Genomic DNA, 18,470 nt, shown 5'->3' with positions numbered 1-18,470 from the left:
ATGCGCACTGCCAAGATTCTCGGCCCCGCGGCCCTCCTCCTCGCCGGCATTTCCTCGGCGGTCTTCGTCCCGGCGCTGATGGCGCAGGAGCAGCCCAAGCCGGTCTATGCGCCGATCCAGACGACGCAGCACAAGGTCGGCAGCTTCCAGGTCCAGTTGCGCGGCGATACCCAGACGCTCGCCCGCCTCTCGCCCGTTGCCGAGCCCGCCTTCAGCTTCGTCCCCACTGCGCGCGAGCCCGAGCGTGCCGGTGACGGCTACAACCATATCGGCGACCTCAATCTGCGCGTCCGCGCGCCCGGCGGCGAATGGCGCGACTTCGCCTCGGCGCAGGCGCGCAAGCCGATCCGGCTGCTGCCCAAGACCGGCAAGGTGATCGCCGCGGCGGACATCACCGCGAGCATGGGCGCCGACGCACCGTTCAAGGTCGAGCGCCGCTGGGTCGACGAGGCCGGGCTGCTCGGCCTGCGCTTCCGCATCACCAACAGCTCGGGCGCCCCGCTCGAGATCGGCGCGCTCGGCATGCCGATGGTGTTCGACAACATCATCACCGATCGCAATCTCGATCAGGCACATGCCGAAGCGAGCTTCGTCGATCCCTATATCGGCCGCGACGCCGGCTATCTCCAGGTCACCCGCCTCAACGGCGCGGGCCCGGCGCTGCTTGTGCTCCCCGAAAAGGGCAGCCCGCTCGAAGCCTATGCTCCGCTCAAGAACCCGCGCGAGGCCAAGGGCTCGATCTTCACCGACAAGAGCCAGCGCGGCCAAACCTCCGAAGGCTTTTACGACTGGACCGTACACAGCATCGGCTATGCCGACCGCGAGTGGAAGGACGCCGGCGAGCAGTGGAACGCGCCCACCGGCCGCACCCTGGCCCCGGGCCAGACGATCGAAGTCGGCGTCCGCATGACGCAGACGCCGTCGATCCGCGACATCGAGACCACGCTGATCGCCAACAAGCGCCCGGTCGCCATCGGCATCCCCGGCTATGTCGTCCCCGCCGACCAGACCGCCACCTTGTTCGTCAAGGCGCCGAGCGCGATCCGCAAGATCGAGGCATGGCCGGCCGGCGCAGTCGAGGCGACCCCGGCGGGCAACCAGAAGGGCTGGGCCAAGCTCACCGTCCGCGGCAAACAATGGGGCCAGGCGCGCCTCACCCTCACCTATGCCGACGGCCAGGTGCAGACGGTCAGCTATTTCGTCACCAAGCCGCTCGATCAGACCATGGCCGATCTCGGTCGCTTCTCGACGACCAAGCAGTGGTTCGAAGGCAAGGGCGATCCGTTCGGCCGCTCGCCGGCGATCCTCACCTACGACAACGAAACCAAGAAGATCGTCGATTCCGATCCGCGCGTGTGGGTCGCCGGGATGAGCGACGAGGGCGGCGGCGGCTCATGGGTTGCGGCGATGATGAAGCAGCTCGACAACCCCGACACCACCGAAGTCGCCAAGCTCGAGCGCCTAGTGACCGAAACCGTCGTCGGCGACCTCCAGGTCGCCAGCGGCCCGCAGGAAGGCGCGGTCAAGAAGAGCCTGTTCTATTACGACCCGGTCAAGTTCCCCAACCTCTATCCCGATCCCGACAAGTGGAAGTCGTGGACGTCGTGGAAGGAGAAGGACGCCAACGATCTCGGCCGTGCCTATAACTATCCGCACGTCGCGATCGGCCATTGGGTGCTCTATCGCACCGCACGCAACCATCCCGGGCTGGTCAAGACGCACGACTGGCGCTGGTATCTGACCAAGGCCTACGTCACCACCGTCGCGATGATGCGCGATGCGCCTTATTACGCCGAGTTCGGGCTGATGGAGGGCGACATCTTCGTCGATGTCCTCAAGGACCTGAAGCGCGAAGGGATGACCGCCGAGGCCACCGAGATGGAGCGGCTGATGAAGAAGCGCGCCGATCACTGGCGCACGCTCAAATTCCCGTTCGGGTCGGAAATGCCGTGGGATTCGACCGGCCAGCCCGAAGTCTATGCGTGGATGCGCTATTTCGGCTACCAGCCGCAGGCCGACGTCACCAAGGAAGTGATCCTCGGCTATGATCCGACGATCCCGAGCTGGGGCTATAACGGCAATGCCCGCCGCTATTGGGACTTCCTCTATGGCGGCAAATATTCGCGGATCGAGCGCCAGATCCACCATTACGGCTCGGCGCTCAACGCCGTCCCGCTGTTCGATGCCTATCGCGCGAACCCCAAGGACATCCATCTGCTGCGTGTCGCTTATGGCGGGATGATGGGCGGCATCACCAACATCGACCAGACCGGGTTCAGCTCCGCGGCCTTCCACGCCTGGCCCGACATGATGAAATGGGATCCGATCAGCGGCGACTATGGCATGGGCTTTTACGGCCATGCGCTGACCGCGGCGACCTATCTCGTCAACGATCCGACCTTTGGCTGGCTCGGATTTGGCGGCGACGTGACGCTGGGCAAGGACGGAGTGCAGGTGCAGCCCAAGGACGGCGCACGCTCGCGCGTATTCGTCGCACCGGCAGGGGCGTGGATCACGCTCGACGCGGGCAAGATCGCCAATGTCGTCTACACGCCGGTCAACGGCGCGATCAACGTGACGCTCGATGCGGCCACGCCGACGACGCCGACGGCGCGGCTTCGTATCGAAACGACCACGGCCGGCGCCAAGGCGCTCACACCCTCCACCGGTACGCTCGAACGCGATGCCTATACGATCCAGCTCGGCACTGCGCCGACGATCGTCAAGCTCAGCGCGCGCTGATGCGAACCGCTCTCCTCCTCGCCCTCGCCGGCACTGCGATCGCATCTCCGGCCTGGGCGGGGGAGAATGCCAGATGCGTCGCCGGCGCGTGGAAGCCGGTCGCCACCAGTCCGGCGGATCCCAATTCCAAGCTGCCACTTCGCTACGAAACGCAGCACTTCGCCTTTCACTGGCAGGGCGACCTCGTCTCTTCAGATGTCGCCAAATCGGCGGGCGAGCATCTCGAATATGTCTGGTCCTATTTCCTCGGCACGCTCGACTTTCCCGAGCCCGACTGCGCCAACGCTACGAAGCGCAAGGCGAACGTCTTCATCGACGCCAGCTATGGCCTGACCGGCGGCGTCGACGATGCGGGCAATATCGGCATGTGGATCGGGCCGGGCGGATTGAAGGACCGCTTCGGCCTTGCGCACGAACTCACCCATTCGCTCCAGGGCGGCACCGGATCGTTCCGCGATACGCCTTATGGTGGCTGGCTGTGGGAGAGCCACGCCAACTGGATGACCACCCAGCTCCCCGAGTTCCGCAGCAACGTCCATTGCTCGGTGCTGTCGGTGAACTATCCGCATCTCTATTACGGCTCCAGCCGGGTGCGTTACTGCAACTGGCAGTTCCTCGAATATCTCAAGGACCGCTTCGGCTACCAGGCCGTCAACGACATCTGGCGCAAGGCTCCCAAGCGCGGCGAGGCCGGCGCCGACCAGGCCGATCCCATGGAAGTGCTGATGCGCAACCGCGGCTGGACGCTTGCGCAGCTCAACGACGCGTTCGGCGACTGGGCGATGCACAACGCCCATTGGGACTATACCAACCCGGACGGGTCGGATCAGGGCGCCGTCTATCGCCGCGAATATGGCGGGTACGAGCCGCAGGCCAACGACCGATTGCTGCGCACGACCGTGCTCGATCCACTGGACCTGAAGCAGCGCCACTTCGCCGTGCCCGCCGCCTGGGCGCCGCAGCGCTGGGGCTATAACATCGTCAGGCTCCACCCAGATGCCGGCACGGCCAGCGTCACCGCCACTTTCCGCGGCGTGATCCAGAGCGCCTCGGCAACTGCAAAGCTGCCCGGCCTCGCCGACGAACCCGACGCGATCCCTGCCCCTGCTTCGGACTGGCGTTGGGGGCTGGTCGCCGTCGATGCCGCGGGCAAGAGCCGCTATTCGCCGCTCCAGCGCGGCGCCGACGGCGCGGCGACGCTCGCGGTGCGGCCCGACGATCAGGGCCTCTACATGATCGTCGTCGGCACCCCGACGCAGTTCCATCACATCCGCTGGGAACAGCCCTGGCATTCGATCTACCGCTATCCGTGGATGGTGCAGTTCGCCGGCGCGATGCCCGCGATCACCCCGCCGATCGCCGGCGGCCGTCGCCACGCCAATGGCGGCGGCTGGGTAGCGGCGGATGCGAAGGTCGACGCGAGCGCCTATGTCGGCCCCTATGCCCGGGTGCTGTCAGGCGCGGTGCGCGGCACGGCCCGGGTCGAGGATCATGCCGTGGTCTATGGCGGCCAGCTGCTGGATCGGGCGCGCGCCTCGGCGATGTCGGTGATCCGCGGCAACACGATCGTCAAAGACGATGCCCGCGTCGCGACCACCTTCCTCGGCATCGGCGAATATGAACAGAACATCGTGCTTTCGGGCACTGCGCAGCATATCGGCGATGTCGAGCAGCGCGGCGGTTCCTTCGCCCGCGGCGTCTATTCGGGCTTCGTCGATCAGGCAGCGGCTAACGATCCCAAGCGCGGTGCAAACCTGACCGCCCCGCCTGCCGAAGTCACCGCCAAACCGACCTATACGTGGCGGAAGTGAGCGCCTCTGCCCGGGAGGGCCTGCGTGCCCATCCCAAGGGCCTCGCCTATCTTGCCGCGACCGAACTGGCCGAGCGCTTCTCCTATTACGGCATGACCGCGCTGCTCGCGCTCTACCTCGTCAAGCAGCTGCTGCTGCCCGATCATGCCGGAAGCGTCCTCGGCCTTGCGCAGCTGCGCGCGCTGTTCGAGTTTCGCGGACCGATATCGGACCAGGCCTTCGCCTCGCTGATCTTCGGCTGGTATAGCGGACTCGTCTATTTCACGCCGATCCTGGGCGGCCTCCTCGCCGATCGCTGGCTCGGCCCGCGGCGCACCGTGATCCTCGGCGCGCTGCTCATGGCGGGCGGCCATATCGCGATGTCGTTCGACGCGAGCTTCCTCACCGCATTGGTGATGCTGATCCTCGGCTCGGGCTGCCTCAAGGGCAATATCGCGGCGCAGGTCGGCGCGCTCTATCCCCCGGCTGCGGAATCGCTGCGCGCCCGCGGCTTCACGATCTATGCGACCGGCATCAACATCGGCGCGGTCCTCGGCCCGCTGGCGACGGGGAGCGTCGCCGCGCTCTATGGATGGCATGCCGGCTTCGCACTCGCCGCCGCGCTGATGCTGGTGGCACTGTGCATCTATCTCGCCGGCCAGCGCCACTTCGCCGACACCGGGCCCAGGCGCCTCGATCGCCTCACTCTGCCCCCGCTGACGCCCGAGGAGCGGCGCCGGACCTGGGCGCTGATCGGCCTGATCGCGCTGACCATCCCGGCGAACATCGCCTATCCGATGATCTGGAACATCGGCATCGTCTGGATCGACCAGCATGTCGACTTGCTGTCGCCCTTCGGCGCGGTTCCGGCGAGCTGGTTCAACTCGGTCGAGAGCTTTTCCAGCATCGCCATCGCGGCGCCGCTGGTCGCGCTGTGGACCTGGCAGGCACGACGTGGGCGCGAGCCGGGCAGCATCGCCAAGATCGGCATCGGGTCGGCGATCGTCGGCGCGGCGGCGTTGCTGTTCGCGCTGGGGTGCCTCACCGCTGGCGCGGACGGCCGCGTTTCGGTGCTCTGGGCACTCGCCGGCTTCATCGGCATGGGCGTGGCGTTCATGTGGTTCTGGCCGATCCTCCTCGCGCTGATCTCGCAGGCGGCGCCGGCAAAGCTCAACGCAACGCTGATGGGCGCTGCCTATCTGTCGCTGTTCGTCGGCTCGACGCTGATGGGCTGGGTCGGCAGCTTCTACGACCAGATGAGCAACGCCGCGTTCTGGACGCTCGACGCGACGATCGCACTTGGCGGCGCCGCGCTGATCTTCGTGTTCCGCAAGTCCCTGCAACGCGTGCTCGACCCGGTCGCGCCGCGCTGAGCCGGACGCCCGTCACCGCCGCGAGCCGCCGAGCGTACCGCTCGCCACGGGGTCGCCGAACACCGGATTGCCGTCGCGCCCGAAGCTGACCCGGCGGATGCGCGGCGCGCGCTTGGGGCTGCACTTCATGTCGGGCCCCGGATTGGCGTGGTAGACGATCCAGTGCTGCCCGTCGGGCGACGTGAAGAAGCCGTTATGCCCGGGCGCATACACCCCGTGCGCAGGTGACTTGGCGATCACCGGCCTGGGCGCCTTGGTCCAGGCGGCGGCATCGAGCGGGTCGGCCCCTGCCCGCGCACGCAGCAGCCCGATCGCATAATCGTCGGACCAGCACGCGCTGCCCGAATAGCTCAGGAACAGCTCGCCCTTGGGCCCGCGGAGGAATTCGGGTCCTTCGAGGATCTGCCGCCCACCCTGGCGTTCCCAGCTCTGGTCCGGCCGCGCGATGATCGTCTCGGGGCCCTTGAGCGTCCACGGATCGGCCATCTCGACGATGGCGAGATCGCTGTCGGGCCCGACATAGGGCGAATAGACGAAATAGCGCTTGCCGCGATAGGCGAAGGTCGTGCCGTCGATGCCGGTATGCGCGGTCTTCAATTGCCCGCGATCGACCCATTCGCCGGTCAGCGGATCGGCGCCGCTGTTCTCCAGCACGAAGATTCCGCGATGCGCGTCGTCGTCATGCCCCGCGGCCGCGGCGGTGTAATAGAGATACCATTTGCCGTCGATGCGATGCAGCTCCGGCGCCCAGACCGACTGGGCATTGGGCCCGGTCTTCGGCGCGCGCCACACGGTGACTTCGGGCGCATCGGCCAGCTTGCCCAGATCGCGCGTCTTGCGGATCGCGATGCGGTTGCCCAGCGTGTTGAGGTAATAATAATCCTGCCCGTCGCGCATGATCCACGGATCGGGGCCCGAGGGGAGCAGCGGATTGGTGAAGCGCTGCGGCGCATCCGCCGATCCGCCGAGCACGACCGCCAATGCTGCAAAGGCAAACAGCTTCACTTCACCTCTCCCGGAAACGCCGCGACGATCGCGTCATATTGCGTGCGGCTGATCTCGATCATCGAGCCGTGGCGCGCGCCCGCAGGCATCGAATAGCGGTTCCATTCGCTCACGCCGCTGTTGCCCGAGACCTGATACCACGGCCCTTCCAGCCGCGGCGCGCGCGACAGGCCATAGCTCGTCCCGGCATATTGCTCGTAATAGAGCAGCCAGTCGTTGCTGACCGGCGCGCGGACCAGCGTCGGCGCCTCGCGAAAATTCGGGCTGAGCGGCGGCCCCGGCTCGGGATAGGGCCCGAGCAGCGTCGCGGCGCAGCTGATCCGCACCGTCTTGCCGGTGGTCCAGTTGTACGACGGATAGCGCTCGTCCTTGATCACCGCGCAATAGCCCCCCGCCGGGTTGGGCTGCACGACCGTGTCGATCGTCGCCATGTCCCACGCGAACAGCCGCTTGGGCCTTGCCGGCAGCCTGGCGAGGTCCTTGCCAGTCACATACAGCGTGCGCTGGCTCGCCCAATAGCGTTCGGGATCCTCCTTTGCGCCGGGCACGCTTGGTGTGTGCCAGCTGAGCAGGAACGCGCCCGACGGCTTGTCGAAGAACAGCTTGGGCGCCCCGATCCGCTGCAGCGCATTGGCGTGGCCGGGAATGTTGGCGAGATCGGGCCGATAGGTGCCGAACGGCGTCCAGCGGACCAGATCTTCCGAGACCCAGAAGCGGATCAGCGGATCCTCGTCGCTGTTGTTGCCGACCAGATAATAGCGCCCGTCAGGCCCCTGCGCGATCGAGGCGTGGCCGTGATAGTCGCTCGACACCGGATCGCCGCGATTGATCCGCGTCCAGTGCAGCCCGTCCAGACTGACCGAATAATAGAGCACGCCGTAGCGCTCCTTCGTCATGTGCGCGAACAGATAGGCGCGGTTCGGATCGATCGCCGGGGTTTCGGGCGCGCCCGGGGGCACGGACTGCGCCGAAGCGCCGGCGGGAATGCCGAGCATCAGCGCCGCCGAGAACAGCACGTTTCCGATGCCGCGCTGCCCCTTTCCCCGCACGCGCGTCGGTGTCCCGCACTCCAATGCCTCGCCCATGCTCTCTCCGTTTCTCTTATTTATCATACATAAGCTGGAGAACTCGAATTGCGCAACCGTCCATGTCCGCCCCCACGAGGCGACTTTCTCCGTCCACTGATGCACGAATGTCCGAGATTGGGTGGTTTGCTGCCGTTCAATTCCCCTCCCTGAAAGGGAGGGGTTAGGGGTGGGTTGGCGAGCGCAGCGAAGCCACCTACGCTCGCCGCATGCGACGCCGGATCGATCCGAAGCTGACCGCCCGAGCGCGCGTGCTACGCAGCAATCCCACGCCGGCCGAACTTGTCATATGGCACCGCATCTCACGCTATCGCCCAGCCTTCACACGACAATGTATCGAACCACCCTACATCATCGATCTCGCCTGCCGGACCGCACGCCTGGCAGTGGAATTCGATGGCAGCCAGCATCTGGAAGCGATCGACTATGATGCGCGGCGGACGGCTTGCCTGGAAGCGAATGGTTGGCGGGTGATCCGCCTGTGGAACTCGGAGGTACTCGCCAATCCGGACGGGGCCGTGCTTCACATTCTGGAGAATGCCGCCGAGTGCCTCGGCGGCACCCACCCCCATCCCCTCCCTTCCAGGGAGGGGCGTGCCCGGACGCCAAGGTCTCGCTGAATGTCCGCAATTGGGCGTTAGCGGACATCTCTACCCGCAGTCACCCGGCCTCGAACGAGATCCACGATGCGGTATTGGAAGTCCTCCCACCTCCTGCCTGTCGCTGCAGCCCGATGCCCCCGGGAACAAGTCCGGGGTGACGAAAGAAAGCTTGAGGCTCTTTGCCACGAGCGGGCTACCGACCCTAATTCCTCGGCGACCGTCGCCGATAGCTCAGCGCCTCGGCAACGTGGATGCGCCCTACCCCTTCCGCGCCGGACAGGTCGGCGATCGTGCGCGCCACCCGCAGCACCCGGGTATAGCCGCGCGCCGAAAGCCGCATCGCCTCGGCCGCCTGGGCAAGCAGCGTGCGGCCCGGCTCGTCGGGCGTGGCGAATTCGGCCAGGACCTCGCCATCGGCCTCGGCATTGGTCCGTGCCGCCACGTCGCGATAGCGCCCCGCCTGCAGCGTCCGAGCCGCGGCCACCCGCGCGCCGACTTCGGCCGAGCCCTCGGCCGGTGGCGGCAGGATGAGGTCCGCCGCGCTCACCGGCTGGACCTCGACATGCAAGTCGATGCGGTCGAGCAGCGGTCCCGAGACCTTGGCCTGATAATCGGCGGCGCACCTGGGTGCCCGCGCGCACGCCAGCGAAGGGTCGCCGAGATGCCCGCAGCGGCACGGGTTCATCGCCGCGATCAGCTGGACGCGCGCAGGAAAGGTGACATGCGCATTGGCTCGCGCGACGCTGACCACGCCGGCCTCGAGCGGCTGGCGCAGCGAATCGAGCACCGCGCGCTGGAATTCGGGCAGCTCGTCGAGGAACAGCACGCCGAGATGCGCGAGGCTGACTTCGCCCGGCTTGACTCGCAGCCCGCCGCCGGTGAGCGCCGCCATCGACGCCGAGTGGTGCGGACTCCGGAACGGCCGCGTGCGGGTGAGCCGCCCGCCCGACAGCGTCCCGGCGACCGACGCGACCATCGAGACTTCCAGCGCCTCGGCGGCGTCGAGCGGCGGCAATATCCCCGGCAGGCACGACGCGAGCAGCGATTTGCCCGCGCCGGGCGGCCCGACCATGATCATGTTGTGCCCACCCGCCGCGGCGATCTCGAGCGCGCGCTTGGCGGTTTCCTGGCCTTTCACCTGCGCCAGGTCGGGGCCGCAGCCGGGTTCATCCATCTCGCCTGCCGCCACCGCCGCGAGAAGCTGGTTGCCCTTGAAGTGGTTGAGCAGCGCGATCAGGTCGGGCGCCGCGACGACTTCCACCGTCCCTGCCCACGCAGCTTCGGGTCCCTGCGCGACCGGACAGACCAGCCCCTTGCTCTGTTCCGACGCATGCAGCGCCGCGAGCAGCACGCCGGGCGACGGCGCGATCCGCCCGTCGAGGCCGAGCTCGCCGACCACGACATAGCCCGACAGCGTCTCGGCATCCGCGACGCCCATTGCCGCGAGCAGCGCCAGCGCGATCGGCAAGTCGAAATGCGAGCCTTCCTTGGGCAGGTCGGCCGGCGAGAGATTGAGGATGATCCGCTTGGGTGGCAGCGCCAGCCCGATCGCGGCGATCGCGGCACGCACCCGCTCGCGGCTCTCGGCCACCGCCTTGTCGGGCAGCCCGACCACGACGAAGCTCGGCAATCCGGCGACTAGGTTGCACTGCACCTCCACGCCGCGCGCTTCCAGCCCTAGATACGCCACCGTCGATACGCTCGCGATCATCCGGTTTCCCCCTTTGATGGGACAATAGTGGCTTTTCGCCGTTGTGGAACGGATCGTCGCCGAAATGGAGCTACCCCGTGCCTGTCTTGCACGAACAACACACACATCCCACATCCACGTCCATGCCCCGTTCGCGCAAGAGCCCGGTCGTCCGTATCGCCCTGTTGGTGACCGGCTTCCTGTTGATTGCCGCGACTCCGCTGGTGGGCATCATCCCGGGCCCCGGCGGCATCTTCGTGTTCGCGGCGGGACTGGTGCTGGTGCTCCAGAACGCGCGATGGGCGCGGCGCCGGTTCGCGAAGCTGAAGCGGCGCTGGCCGCGATTCGGCCATTACAGCGACATGGCGCTGCGCCGCCGCAGCTTTCGCCGACGCCAGCAGCGCATAAAGGACGAGGCGATTGCCCGCGCCGAGGCGGAGACGCTCGGTTTTCCGGCAGAGCCACGTTGACTTGGGCGACTCACCCCAGTATGGGCACCCGACACGCGGCCGCTCCTGTAGCGGCCCTTTTACGTTCTAGATTACCGAGGATGAGCGATGAAGCGGACCTTTCAGCCGAGCAACCTGGTGCGTGCGCGCCGGCACGGCTTCCGCAGCCGGATGGCGACCGTCGGTGGCCGCAACGTGATCCGTGCTCGCCGCGCGCGCGGCCGCAAGAAGCTGTCGGCCTAACCGCCGTACCGCTCGCGCGGCTCACCGAGCGCAAGCACTATCTCGCCGCCAATGCGGGGAAGCGGGCGCCCATGCCCGGCTTCGTCCTGCTGGTGCGCGCGCGCGACGATGCCGATCCCACGATGCGGATCGGCATTACCGTATCCAAGAAAGTCGGCAACGCCGTCGTGCGCAATCGCATGAAGCGCCGCTTTCGTGCGCTTGCCCGCGAAGTGCTGCCCGAATCGGGCATTCCGGGCGCCGATCATGTGCTGATCGGCCGCGGTGGCGGGATCGAGCGCGATTACGCCCTGCTCCAGGCCGAACTGGCCAAGGCATGCGCGAAGCTGGGCCGGTGATCGCCCGCATTCTCATCCTGATCGCGCGCTTCTGGCAGCTGGGGCCGTCGCGCATCCTGCCGCCCAGCTGTCGCTACGCGCCGAGCTGTTCGGCCTATGCAATCGAGGCGCTTGGCCGCTATGGGGCGGTCAAGGGCAGTTGGCTTGCCTTGCGGCGCATCCTGCGCTGCCATCCATGGGGCGGGCACGGCTACGATCCCGTGCCATGACGGACCTTTCCGGGGAACATCGGTGAAACACGACCAAAAGAATTTCGTGATCTTCGCAGTGCTGGCCGCGCTCATCCTGTTCGGCTGGCCGCAGATCGCGCACTGGATCTTCCCGCAGCAGCAGCCCGCGCCGGTCCGGATCGAAGGCGGCAAGACCAAGCCCGTGGCCGCGCCCGGCGCCGATCCGGCAGCCGATTCGCCCAGGGCGCTGCGCGACCGCCAGATCGTGCTCGGCGAAACGCCGCGCGTGGCGATCGAAACGCCCAAGGTCCGCGGCTCGATCAACCTCAAGGGCGCACGGATCGACGATCTCGTGCTCGTCCAATATGCCGAGACCGTCGCGAAGAATTCGCCGCCGATCCGCCTGCTCTCGCCGGGCGGCACCACCGACGCCTATTTCGCGCAGTTCGGCTGGCAGGGTGCCGGCGTCCAGGCACCGGGTCCCGACACAGTGTGGCAGGCGAGCGGCACCAAGCTCACGCCCACTACCCCCGTCACGCTGAGCGCACAGAGCGCCACCGGCCAGGTGTTCCGCATCGAACTGTCGGTCGACGCAAACTACATGTTCGCCGTCCGCCAGACCGTCGCCAATCTCGGCACCACGCCCGTGTCGGTCACGCCCTATGCGCTGGTCTCGCGCGCCAACAAGTCGACCGACGTCGATCAGTGGGCGGCGCATGTCGGCCCGATCGCAGTGTACAATGGCGCCGCCGACTATATCGACTACAAGGAAGTCGATACCGCGCAGCAGAGCTTCGCCACCACCGGCGGCTGGGCGGGCTATACCGACCATTACTGGCTGACCGCCGTCATCCCCGACCAGCGCGTCGCCGTGCAACTCCAGCAGCGCCCGACCCCGACCAAGGGCTTCCAGGCCGATTACCAGGTCGCCGCCCCGCTCAATGTCGAGCCCGGCAAGAAGCTGACCTATTCGAGCCACTTCTTCGCCGGCGCGAAGGAAGTGAAGCTGCTCGAGGAGTATCAGGACACGCTCGGCATCGTGCAGTTCGATCGTGCGATCGACTGGGGCTGGTTCGGCGTGATCGAGCTGCCGATCTTCTATTATCTCGACTGGCTGTACCGCCTGGTCGGCAATTTCGGCGTCGCGATCATCCTGCTGACGCTCACGATCCGCGGCCTGCTCTTCCCGATCGCCCAGCGCCAGTTCGCCTCGATGGCGTCGATGCGCGCGGTGCAGCCCAAGATGAAGGCGCTGCAGGAACGCTACAAGGACGACAAGCAGCGCCAGCAGCAGGAGATCATGAAGCTGTACAAGGAAGAGAAGGTAAACCCGCTCGCGGGCTGCCTGCCGATCCTGCTGCAGATCCCGATCATGTTCGCGCTCTACAAGGTGCTGCTGCTGACGATCGAAATGCGTCACGAGCCGTTCATCGGCTGGATCAGGGATCTTTCGGCGCCCGATCCGCTGCTGATCCTCAACCTGTTCGGACTGCTCAACTTCACCCCGCCCTCGTTCCTTGCGATCGGCGTGTTCCCGATCCTGCTGGGCGTATCGATGTACTTCCAGTTCAAGCTCAACCCGGCGCCGATGGACGATATGCAGAAGCAGATCTTCTCGATCATGCCGTGGATGCTGATGTTCCTGATGGCGCCGTTCGCGGTCGGCCTGCAGGTCTACTGGATCACTTCGAACGTCCTGACGATGGCGCAGCAATGGCTGCTCTATCGCCAGCACCCGGCGCTCAAGGAACCGGTGAAGAAGGAAGTGAAGGCCAAGTGACCGAGCCGGCTTTCACCGAAGACCAGATCGAGGCCGCGCGGAAGATCTTCGCCGGCCCGATCGCCTTCCTCAAATCGGCGCCCAAGCTCGAGCACCTCCCCAATCCGGTGGTGCCCGAAGTGGCGTTCGCCGGCCGCTCGAACGTCGGCAAGTCGTCGCTGCTCAATGCGCTGGCGAACCGCAACGCGCTCGCCCGCACTTCGAACACCCCCGGCCGGACGCAGGAGCTCAACTTCTTCGATGTCGGCGAGCCGCTCAAATTCCGCCTCGTCGACATGCCCGGCTATGGCTTCGCCAAGGCGCCCAAGGACCTGCAGCGCCAGTGGCGCTATCTGGTCAACGACTTCCTGCGCGGCCGCGACGTGCTCAAGCGCGCGCTGGTGCTGATCGATTCGCGCCACGGCATCAAGGACGTCGACAACGAGATCCTCGACATGCTCGATGGTGCCGCAGTCAGCTATCGCATCGTCCTGACCAAGACCGACAAGATCAAGGCGACCGAACTCGCCGAAGTCCGCGCCCGCACCGAGACCGAGGCCCGCAAGCGCCCCGCCGCGCATCCCGACATCATCGTGACGTCGAGCGAAAAAGGCATGGGCCTCCCCGAACTCCGCGCCGCCGTGATCGAGGCGCTCGGCTGACCTATTTCGTGCTGAGCTCCAGCGCGTTGGTCAGCAGATCCAGCAGGAAGTGTTTGGCGCGAAGCCCGTCCGGCGTGATCGCGACGCTGTCACTGCATCCAGTGGGCTGTGTCTCGACCGGCTCTGCCGTGAAGATACCCGCCTCGATCATTCCCCGGTACGCGCGTGCGTCCTCGATGCGTCCGCGCACATAATCATCGGTGAGGCGCCCCCAACGGGGATCGCCGAGCGGCGCCGGGTTCAGGCAGAACTGGACGGACAGCGCATTCTCGTTCCAGTTTATCAACTCCTCGACCTGCGCGCTGTCGAGCCCCGCCACCATCTTCGCAATCGCCGGCGCGGGCGCACGCAGTTTCTCCGCCGCTGCCGAAAGCTTGACCTGCAACGGCCCCATGTTGAGCTCGTTGAGTGTCGCTTTGTCTGCGGTATTGCGCAGGATGCCCGAAATCGGCGTGAAGAAGATCGCGACCGCGATCAAAGCAAAAACCGGCCAGATCGCGGCCTTCATCACGTCGGGCCACCCTGTCGTGCTGACGCGCGCGGCGGCGCCTTCGCTCTCTTCGGTCATCGACATCCCCCCTCGGTCACAGTCGCGCTTGAGGGTGCCGCATAGCCCACCCGCCTGCCAAGCCCCGACGATCCTCGCGGGAATGAAATACGCAGGGTTCGTGCCCTCGGCTCACCGGTCTCGGCATCCTCACCCGGGGCTGGCCGTCGCCGGCATGAGGCTTCGCGAACTTCAACGCCGCGATTCCCGATCCTTACGCCGCATCCTTCCTATTCACGCTGATCGCATCGGGCATCCCTCGCCACGCTGCTGCCCCCGCGGCGGTGGGACCGATCCAGATTCCAGCCTAAGATCAACTACCTATACGTACGCGGAAATCCACGTAGCTGCGCATCTTTCCACTAAAATGGATCAGTGAACCAAGCGCCGCGCTCCTTCGTCTCCCGCCTGTCCACGGCCGTCTACGGCCGCTGGGTAGTGCTGCCGGAGGAACTGGTGCGCACCCAGATCATGTCGGTGTCGCGCGGCTTCCCGTTTACCTTCGCGATGGCGGTGGTGGTCAGCATCGGCATGATGACGATGTACCGCGACGCCGGGCACCTGCCGATCCGCATCGCCGCGCTGACGGTCCATCTCGGCATCCTCGGCGGGTTCCTGTGGCGCTATGTCCGCCAGCAGAAACGCGACTGGCGCGTGGAGAATTCGCGCCACGCGATCAACATGTCGGTCCTCCAGGGCGGCCTCGCCGCCTTTGGCTGGATGGCCTTCCTCGGCACCTGCGGGCTCGGCGCCAGCGATCACGAGCTGATCGTCATCGTCTCGGTGATCGCCGGCGTCACCGCGATCGGTGCGCTGCGCTATGCCGCGCTGCCGCCCGCCAGCGTCGCCTTCCTGTTCACGGCCAATCTGGTGAACCTGTTCTTCGCAATCCTGTGGGGCATGCCGGCGGGGATGACGATCTTCCTCGCCGTCTTCGTGCTGATGCTCGGCCGCTTCGTGCTGGAGCAGTCCGAGCTCGTCGCCAGCCAATATGAACTGGGCCAGGCCCGCGCCACCGCCGAGCACGAGCGCGACCTGCTGATCGCCGAGGCGCAGCGCGAGGAGTGGAAGCGCCACGCCGCATCCGCCGAATCGCGCACCCGCATGGAAGCCGAGAGCCGCCGCGCCCGCGACGAGGAAGTGCGCCGGATCGCCGGGCAGTTCGAAAACATCTTCATGCGCAACATCACCGATCTTGCCGCCGCGGCGGACCAGACGCGGGAATCCGCCCAGTCGCTGGCCCAGAGCGCCCGCGTCTCGCAGGACCAGGTCCGCGGCGTGGTCGGCCATGTCGGCGAGGCCGATATCGGCGCCGCGGTGCTGCTCGAGGAATCGGCCAATCTCGGCCGTACCCGCGACGCGATGGAGACCAGCATCGCCGCGCAGGAAGCCACCACGCTGCACCTCCACGCGCTGTCGCGCGCCGCCGACGATCGCTTCGCCACCCTGGTCGGCTATGCCAGCAGCGCAGGTACCATCGCCGATCTGATCGCCGAGGTTGCCGCGCGCACCAATCTGCTCGCGCTCAACGCCTCGATCGAGGCCGCGCGCGCTGGCGAGGCGGGCCGCGGATTCGCCGTCGTCGCACAGGAAGTGAAGGCGCTCGCCGCGCAGACTTCGCTCGCAACCAAGGACATTCGCGGTCAGCTCGAGCGGATCACCGAAGCCGTCAATTCCACCGCGACGATCGTCAGCGACATGCGCGACAGCTTCGGCCGGATCAACGAAGTCGCCGGCGCGGTCGAACAGGCGATGGCGCGCCAGGGCAACGTCATCCATTCGATCCAGCAATATGCCGGCTCGGCCGCCTTGCTCACCTCCAGCCTCCACGGCAGCGCCGCGATCGCCGAGCATGCCGCAAACAACGCCGCGGGCGTCACCGAGGATCTCGGCATTGTCACGACCGACCTGGTCGACAAGACGCAGTTGCTGATGCGCGAGATGCGCAGCTTCGTCGCGACGCTCGACGCCGCCTGATCCCGTCGGGGTCTCAGGCCGGGTTATGCTTGGCCAGGAACGCCTCCAGCGCCTTCAGGAATTGCAGCCGGTCCTCGCTCCGCGTGAAGTGATGATCCGCCTCGGGCTGCTCGATATAGAGCACGTCCTTCCCCGCCGATTTCAGCTTCTGCGACATCGTCCGCGAATGGACCGGCGGCACCACCCGGTCCTTCTTGCCATGGACCAGCAGCACCGGGATCGTGAAGTCGCCGGGATGATGGATCGGGGATACGCTCTTGAGGTCGGGCGCCTGCATCTTGAGCCAGTCCTTGCGCGCGCCCGATCCCAGGAAGTTGCGGTCGTGGCTGATCATCCGGTTGAGATCCGACACGCCGGCATAGGCGACTGCGCAGCGGTACAGCGCGCCGTCGCGCTGCGCCGCCCGCAGCGCGGCATAGCCGCCATACGAAGCGCCGACCATGCACACACGCCTGGGATCGGCGATGCCGAGCTTGGCAAGCTCGGTGACGACGTCGTTGAGGTCGTCCTGCATCGCCAGCCCCCATTGGCCGAGGCCCTTGGCAGTGAACATCGTGCCATAGCCCGACGAGCCGCGGTAATTGGGCTGCACCACGGCATAGCCGCGCTCGGCGAGGAACTGTGTCCACCAGTCCCATTCCTCGGTATCACGTGCAAACGGCCCGCCATGCGGCATCACGATCAGCGGCAGCTTGCTCTTCTTGCCGAAGGGCAAGGTGAGCACCGCCGCGATCTCCAGCCCGTCCCGCGCCTTGTAACGGATCGTACGCACCGGATTGAGGCGCTTGAGCCCGAGCGTGCCGTTGTTCATCTTGAGGAACAGCATCGCATCGTCGGCCGCGCGGTAGATGAAATAGGCGCCCGGGGCATTGGGGCCGCCGACATGGACGATCGCCGCCGAACGATCGCGGCTCAGCGACACGATCCGCGGCTCGCCGCCCTTGATCTTGCCCGCCACTGCCTTGTGCATCGCCTCGATCGCCGGGTCGGTCCAGCGGATGCCGGGGCGGTTCTCGTTCACCCGCACGCCAAGATAGTTGAAGCCGCTGGCATCTGGCACCAGCCCGCCAATGTCATAGCCCTTGGTCGCGAACAGCTGCTTGCCGGCCGCAAGCGTCTCCAGGTCGAGTTCGTAGAGTGCCGAATAGCCGCCTTCGTCGTCGGCGATCATCACTGCCTTGCCCGGCTCCTTCAGGAACATCGCAGGCACGGTCAGCGCGTCGCGATGGGTGCGGGCGCGGTCGATCGTCTTGAAGCCGCCCTTGCCGCCGGCACGATAGATCACCCGGCGCGTGCGGCCGTCCAGCGACATGCCATAGCCCATCCGCACCGCGCCGCTGCCGTCGGCATACCAGTTGAAGATCCCCTCGACTCCCTGGACGACCGTCTTGCGCTTGCCGGTCGATACGTCGATCTCGTCGACCTTGGGCCAGAACCCGGCTTCGCTGGTGTAAACCGACGTCTGCGATGCCATCAGGATGCGCGCGGTGCCGTCGCTGGCGCTCCAGATCAGGTCGTCGGCGTCCTGTGCTGCGTTCTTCCCCGACAGATTGACCGATTTGCCGCTGAGCGCGTTCACGCTCACCGCGCGGCTGACATAGATGTCGTCGCCCTGGAACGGCACCAGCTGGCCGATGCCGATCACCAGCCAGTCGTCATTGACCCATTGCCACCAGTTGAGGTCGGCGTCGCCCAGCCCCACCAGCACCGGCTTGCCGCCGTCGAGCGGAACAATCGCGAAATATTGGACCCCCTCGATCGCCACCTTGGCGGCGATCGCCTTGCCGCTGGGGGACATTTCGGGCGCTTCCAGCGAGGGCACTTCGGCGAAAACCGCAGTGTCCAGCGGCACCGCGGCCTGTTCGGCCGACTGCGCCACCGCTACGGCAGTCGACGCGGCCAGACTGCCCGCGACCAACAGGCGCAAACCCCAGCGCAGCATTCTTTTCCCCCGTTCAATTGCCCCACCCCGGATGCTGTCGCGTTTCCCGCGCAATCGCAAGCGGGTCAAGGTTGCCCGCACCCGCCCGGATGGCTA

General features: G+C 66.6%; 16 protein-coding genes. 11 read left to right on the top strand and 5 right to left on the bottom strand.

Annotated elements, in window-relative coordinates:
• From BXU08_RS00150 to BXU08_RS00140, 3 genes are read left to right on the top strand one after another with little or no spacing between them, the layout of a single operon-like run.
• Positions 1-2,742 (top strand): DUF5695 domain-containing protein, encoded by a 2,742-nt coding sequence (locus tag BXU08_RS00150; protein WP_077507388.1) that lies wholly within the window; start codon positions 1-3, stop codon positions 2,740-2,742.
• Positions 2,742-4,553, top strand: a complete 1,812-nt coding sequence (locus tag BXU08_RS00145) for an Svx/AvrXca family virulence/avirulence protein (protein ID WP_077507385.1) — start codon at positions 2,742-2,744, stop codon at positions 4,551-4,553. Before BXU08_RS00150 ends, BXU08_RS00145 begins: the two co-directional genes overlap by 1 nt.
• Positions 4,550-5,905 (top strand): peptide MFS transporter, encoded by a 1,356-nt coding sequence (locus BXU08_RS00140; RefSeq protein WP_171982361.1) that lies wholly within the window; start codon positions 4,550-4,552, stop codon positions 5,903-5,905. Before BXU08_RS00145 ends, BXU08_RS00140 begins: the two co-directional genes overlap by 4 nt.
• Positions 5,906-5,917: 12 nt before the next feature.
• Here the strand turns inward: BXU08_RS00140 and BXU08_RS00135 are convergent, their stop codons facing one another.
• Both BXU08_RS00135 and BXU08_RS00130 read right to left on the bottom strand, forming a co-directional pair.
• Positions 5,918-6,904: a family 43 glycosylhydrolase gene (locus tag BXU08_RS00135; protein ID WP_376787782.1), complete on the bottom strand. Its 987-nt coding sequence runs from the start codon at positions 6,902-6,904 to the stop codon at positions 5,918-5,920.
• A 2-nt stretch (positions 6,905-6,906) separates the two neighbouring features.
• Positions 6,907-7,905, bottom strand: a complete 999-nt coding sequence (locus tag BXU08_RS00130) for a glycosyl hydrolase family 43 (RefSeq protein ID WP_366926585.1) — start codon at positions 7,903-7,905, stop codon at positions 6,907-6,909.
• 299 nt (positions 7,906-8,204) lie between these two features.
• Here BXU08_RS00130 and BXU08_RS00125 point away from each other — a divergent pair, with 299 nt between their 5' ends.
• Complete coding sequence (locus BXU08_RS00125) at positions 8,205-8,615, top strand: endonuclease domain-containing protein (protein ID WP_077507375.1); 411 nt, start codon at positions 8,205-8,207, stop codon at positions 8,613-8,615.
• 184 nt (positions 8,616-8,799) lie between these two features.
• On the opposite strand, the gene BXU08_RS00120 is transcribed toward BXU08_RS00125, so the two are convergent.
• Positions 8,800-10,308 carry a YifB family Mg chelatase-like AAA ATPase gene (locus tag BXU08_RS00120; protein ID WP_077507372.1) on the bottom strand — a complete coding sequence of 503 codons (1,509 nt, stop codon included), beginning with the start codon at positions 10,306-10,308 and terminating at the stop codon, positions 8,800-8,802.
• A 122-nt stretch (positions 10,309-10,430) separates the two neighbouring features.
• Between BXU08_RS00120 and BXU08_RS00115 the strand changes: the two genes are divergently transcribed.
• From BXU08_RS00115 to yihA, 6 genes are all read left to right on the top strand, one after another.
• Positions 10,431-10,757, top strand: a complete 327-nt coding sequence (locus BXU08_RS00115) for a hypothetical protein (RefSeq protein WP_077507369.1) — start codon at positions 10,431-10,433, stop codon at positions 10,755-10,757.
• Positions 10,758-10,844: 87 nt separating this feature from the next.
• Entirely contained in the window at positions 10,845-10,979 is a 135-nt protein-coding gene (gene rpmH, locus BXU08_RS00110; protein ID WP_029724273.1) for a 50S ribosomal protein L34, read from the top strand.
• 71 nt (positions 10,980-11,050) lie between these two features.
• Positions 11,051-11,317, top strand: coding sequence for a ribonuclease P protein component (gene rnpA / locus BXU08_RS00105; protein WP_253190451.1), 267 nt, complete (start codon positions 11,051-11,053; stop codon positions 11,315-11,317).
• Entirely contained in the window at positions 11,314-11,526 is a 213-nt protein-coding gene (gene yidD / locus BXU08_RS00100; RefSeq protein ID WP_077511836.1) for a membrane protein insertion efficiency factor YidD, read from the top strand. Before rnpA ends, yidD begins: the two co-directional genes overlap by 4 nt.
• A gap of 22 nt (positions 11,527-11,548) precedes the next feature.
• Positions 11,549-13,267 (top strand): membrane protein insertase YidC, encoded by a 1,719-nt coding sequence (yidC, locus tag BXU08_RS00095; protein WP_150125353.1) that lies wholly within the window; start codon positions 11,549-11,551, stop codon positions 13,265-13,267.
• A complete protein-coding gene (gene yihA / locus BXU08_RS00090; protein ID WP_253190450.1) occupies positions 13,264-13,908 on the top strand; it encodes a ribosome biogenesis GTP-binding protein YihA/YsxC in 645 nt (214 codons plus the stop codon). The genes yidC and yihA overlap by 4 nt, the downstream gene beginning before the upstream one ends.
• 1 nt (position 13,909) lies before the next feature.
• Here the strand turns inward: yihA and BXU08_RS00085 are convergent, their stop codons facing one another.
• Positions 13,910-14,476: a hypothetical protein gene (locus tag BXU08_RS00085; RefSeq protein WP_150125352.1), complete on the bottom strand. Its 567-nt coding sequence runs from the start codon at positions 14,474-14,476 to the stop codon at positions 13,910-13,912.
• Positions 14,477-14,830: 354 nt separating this feature from the next.
• On the opposite strand from BXU08_RS00085, the gene BXU08_RS00080 reads away from it, so the two are divergent.
• Entirely contained in the window at positions 14,831-16,432 is a 1,602-nt protein-coding gene (locus BXU08_RS00080) for a methyl-accepting chemotaxis protein (RefSeq protein WP_077507358.1), read from the top strand.
• A gap of 13 nt (positions 16,433-16,445) precedes the next feature.
• Here the strand turns inward: BXU08_RS00080 and BXU08_RS00075 are convergent, their stop codons facing one another.
• Entirely contained in the window at positions 16,446-18,374 is a 1,929-nt protein-coding gene (locus BXU08_RS00075) for a S9 family peptidase (protein ID WP_077507355.1), read from the bottom strand.
• Positions 18,375-18,470: the final 96 nt, after the last annotated feature.

This window comes from Sphingomonas sp. LM7, from assembly GCF_002002925.1.
In the GTDB taxonomy this organism is placed as follows: Bacteria; Pseudomonadota; Alphaproteobacteria; order Sphingomonadales; family Sphingomonadaceae; genus Sphingomonas.
Note: the sequence above shows the minus strand (reverse complement) of the source record. Positions and strands in the feature narration are given on the sequence as shown.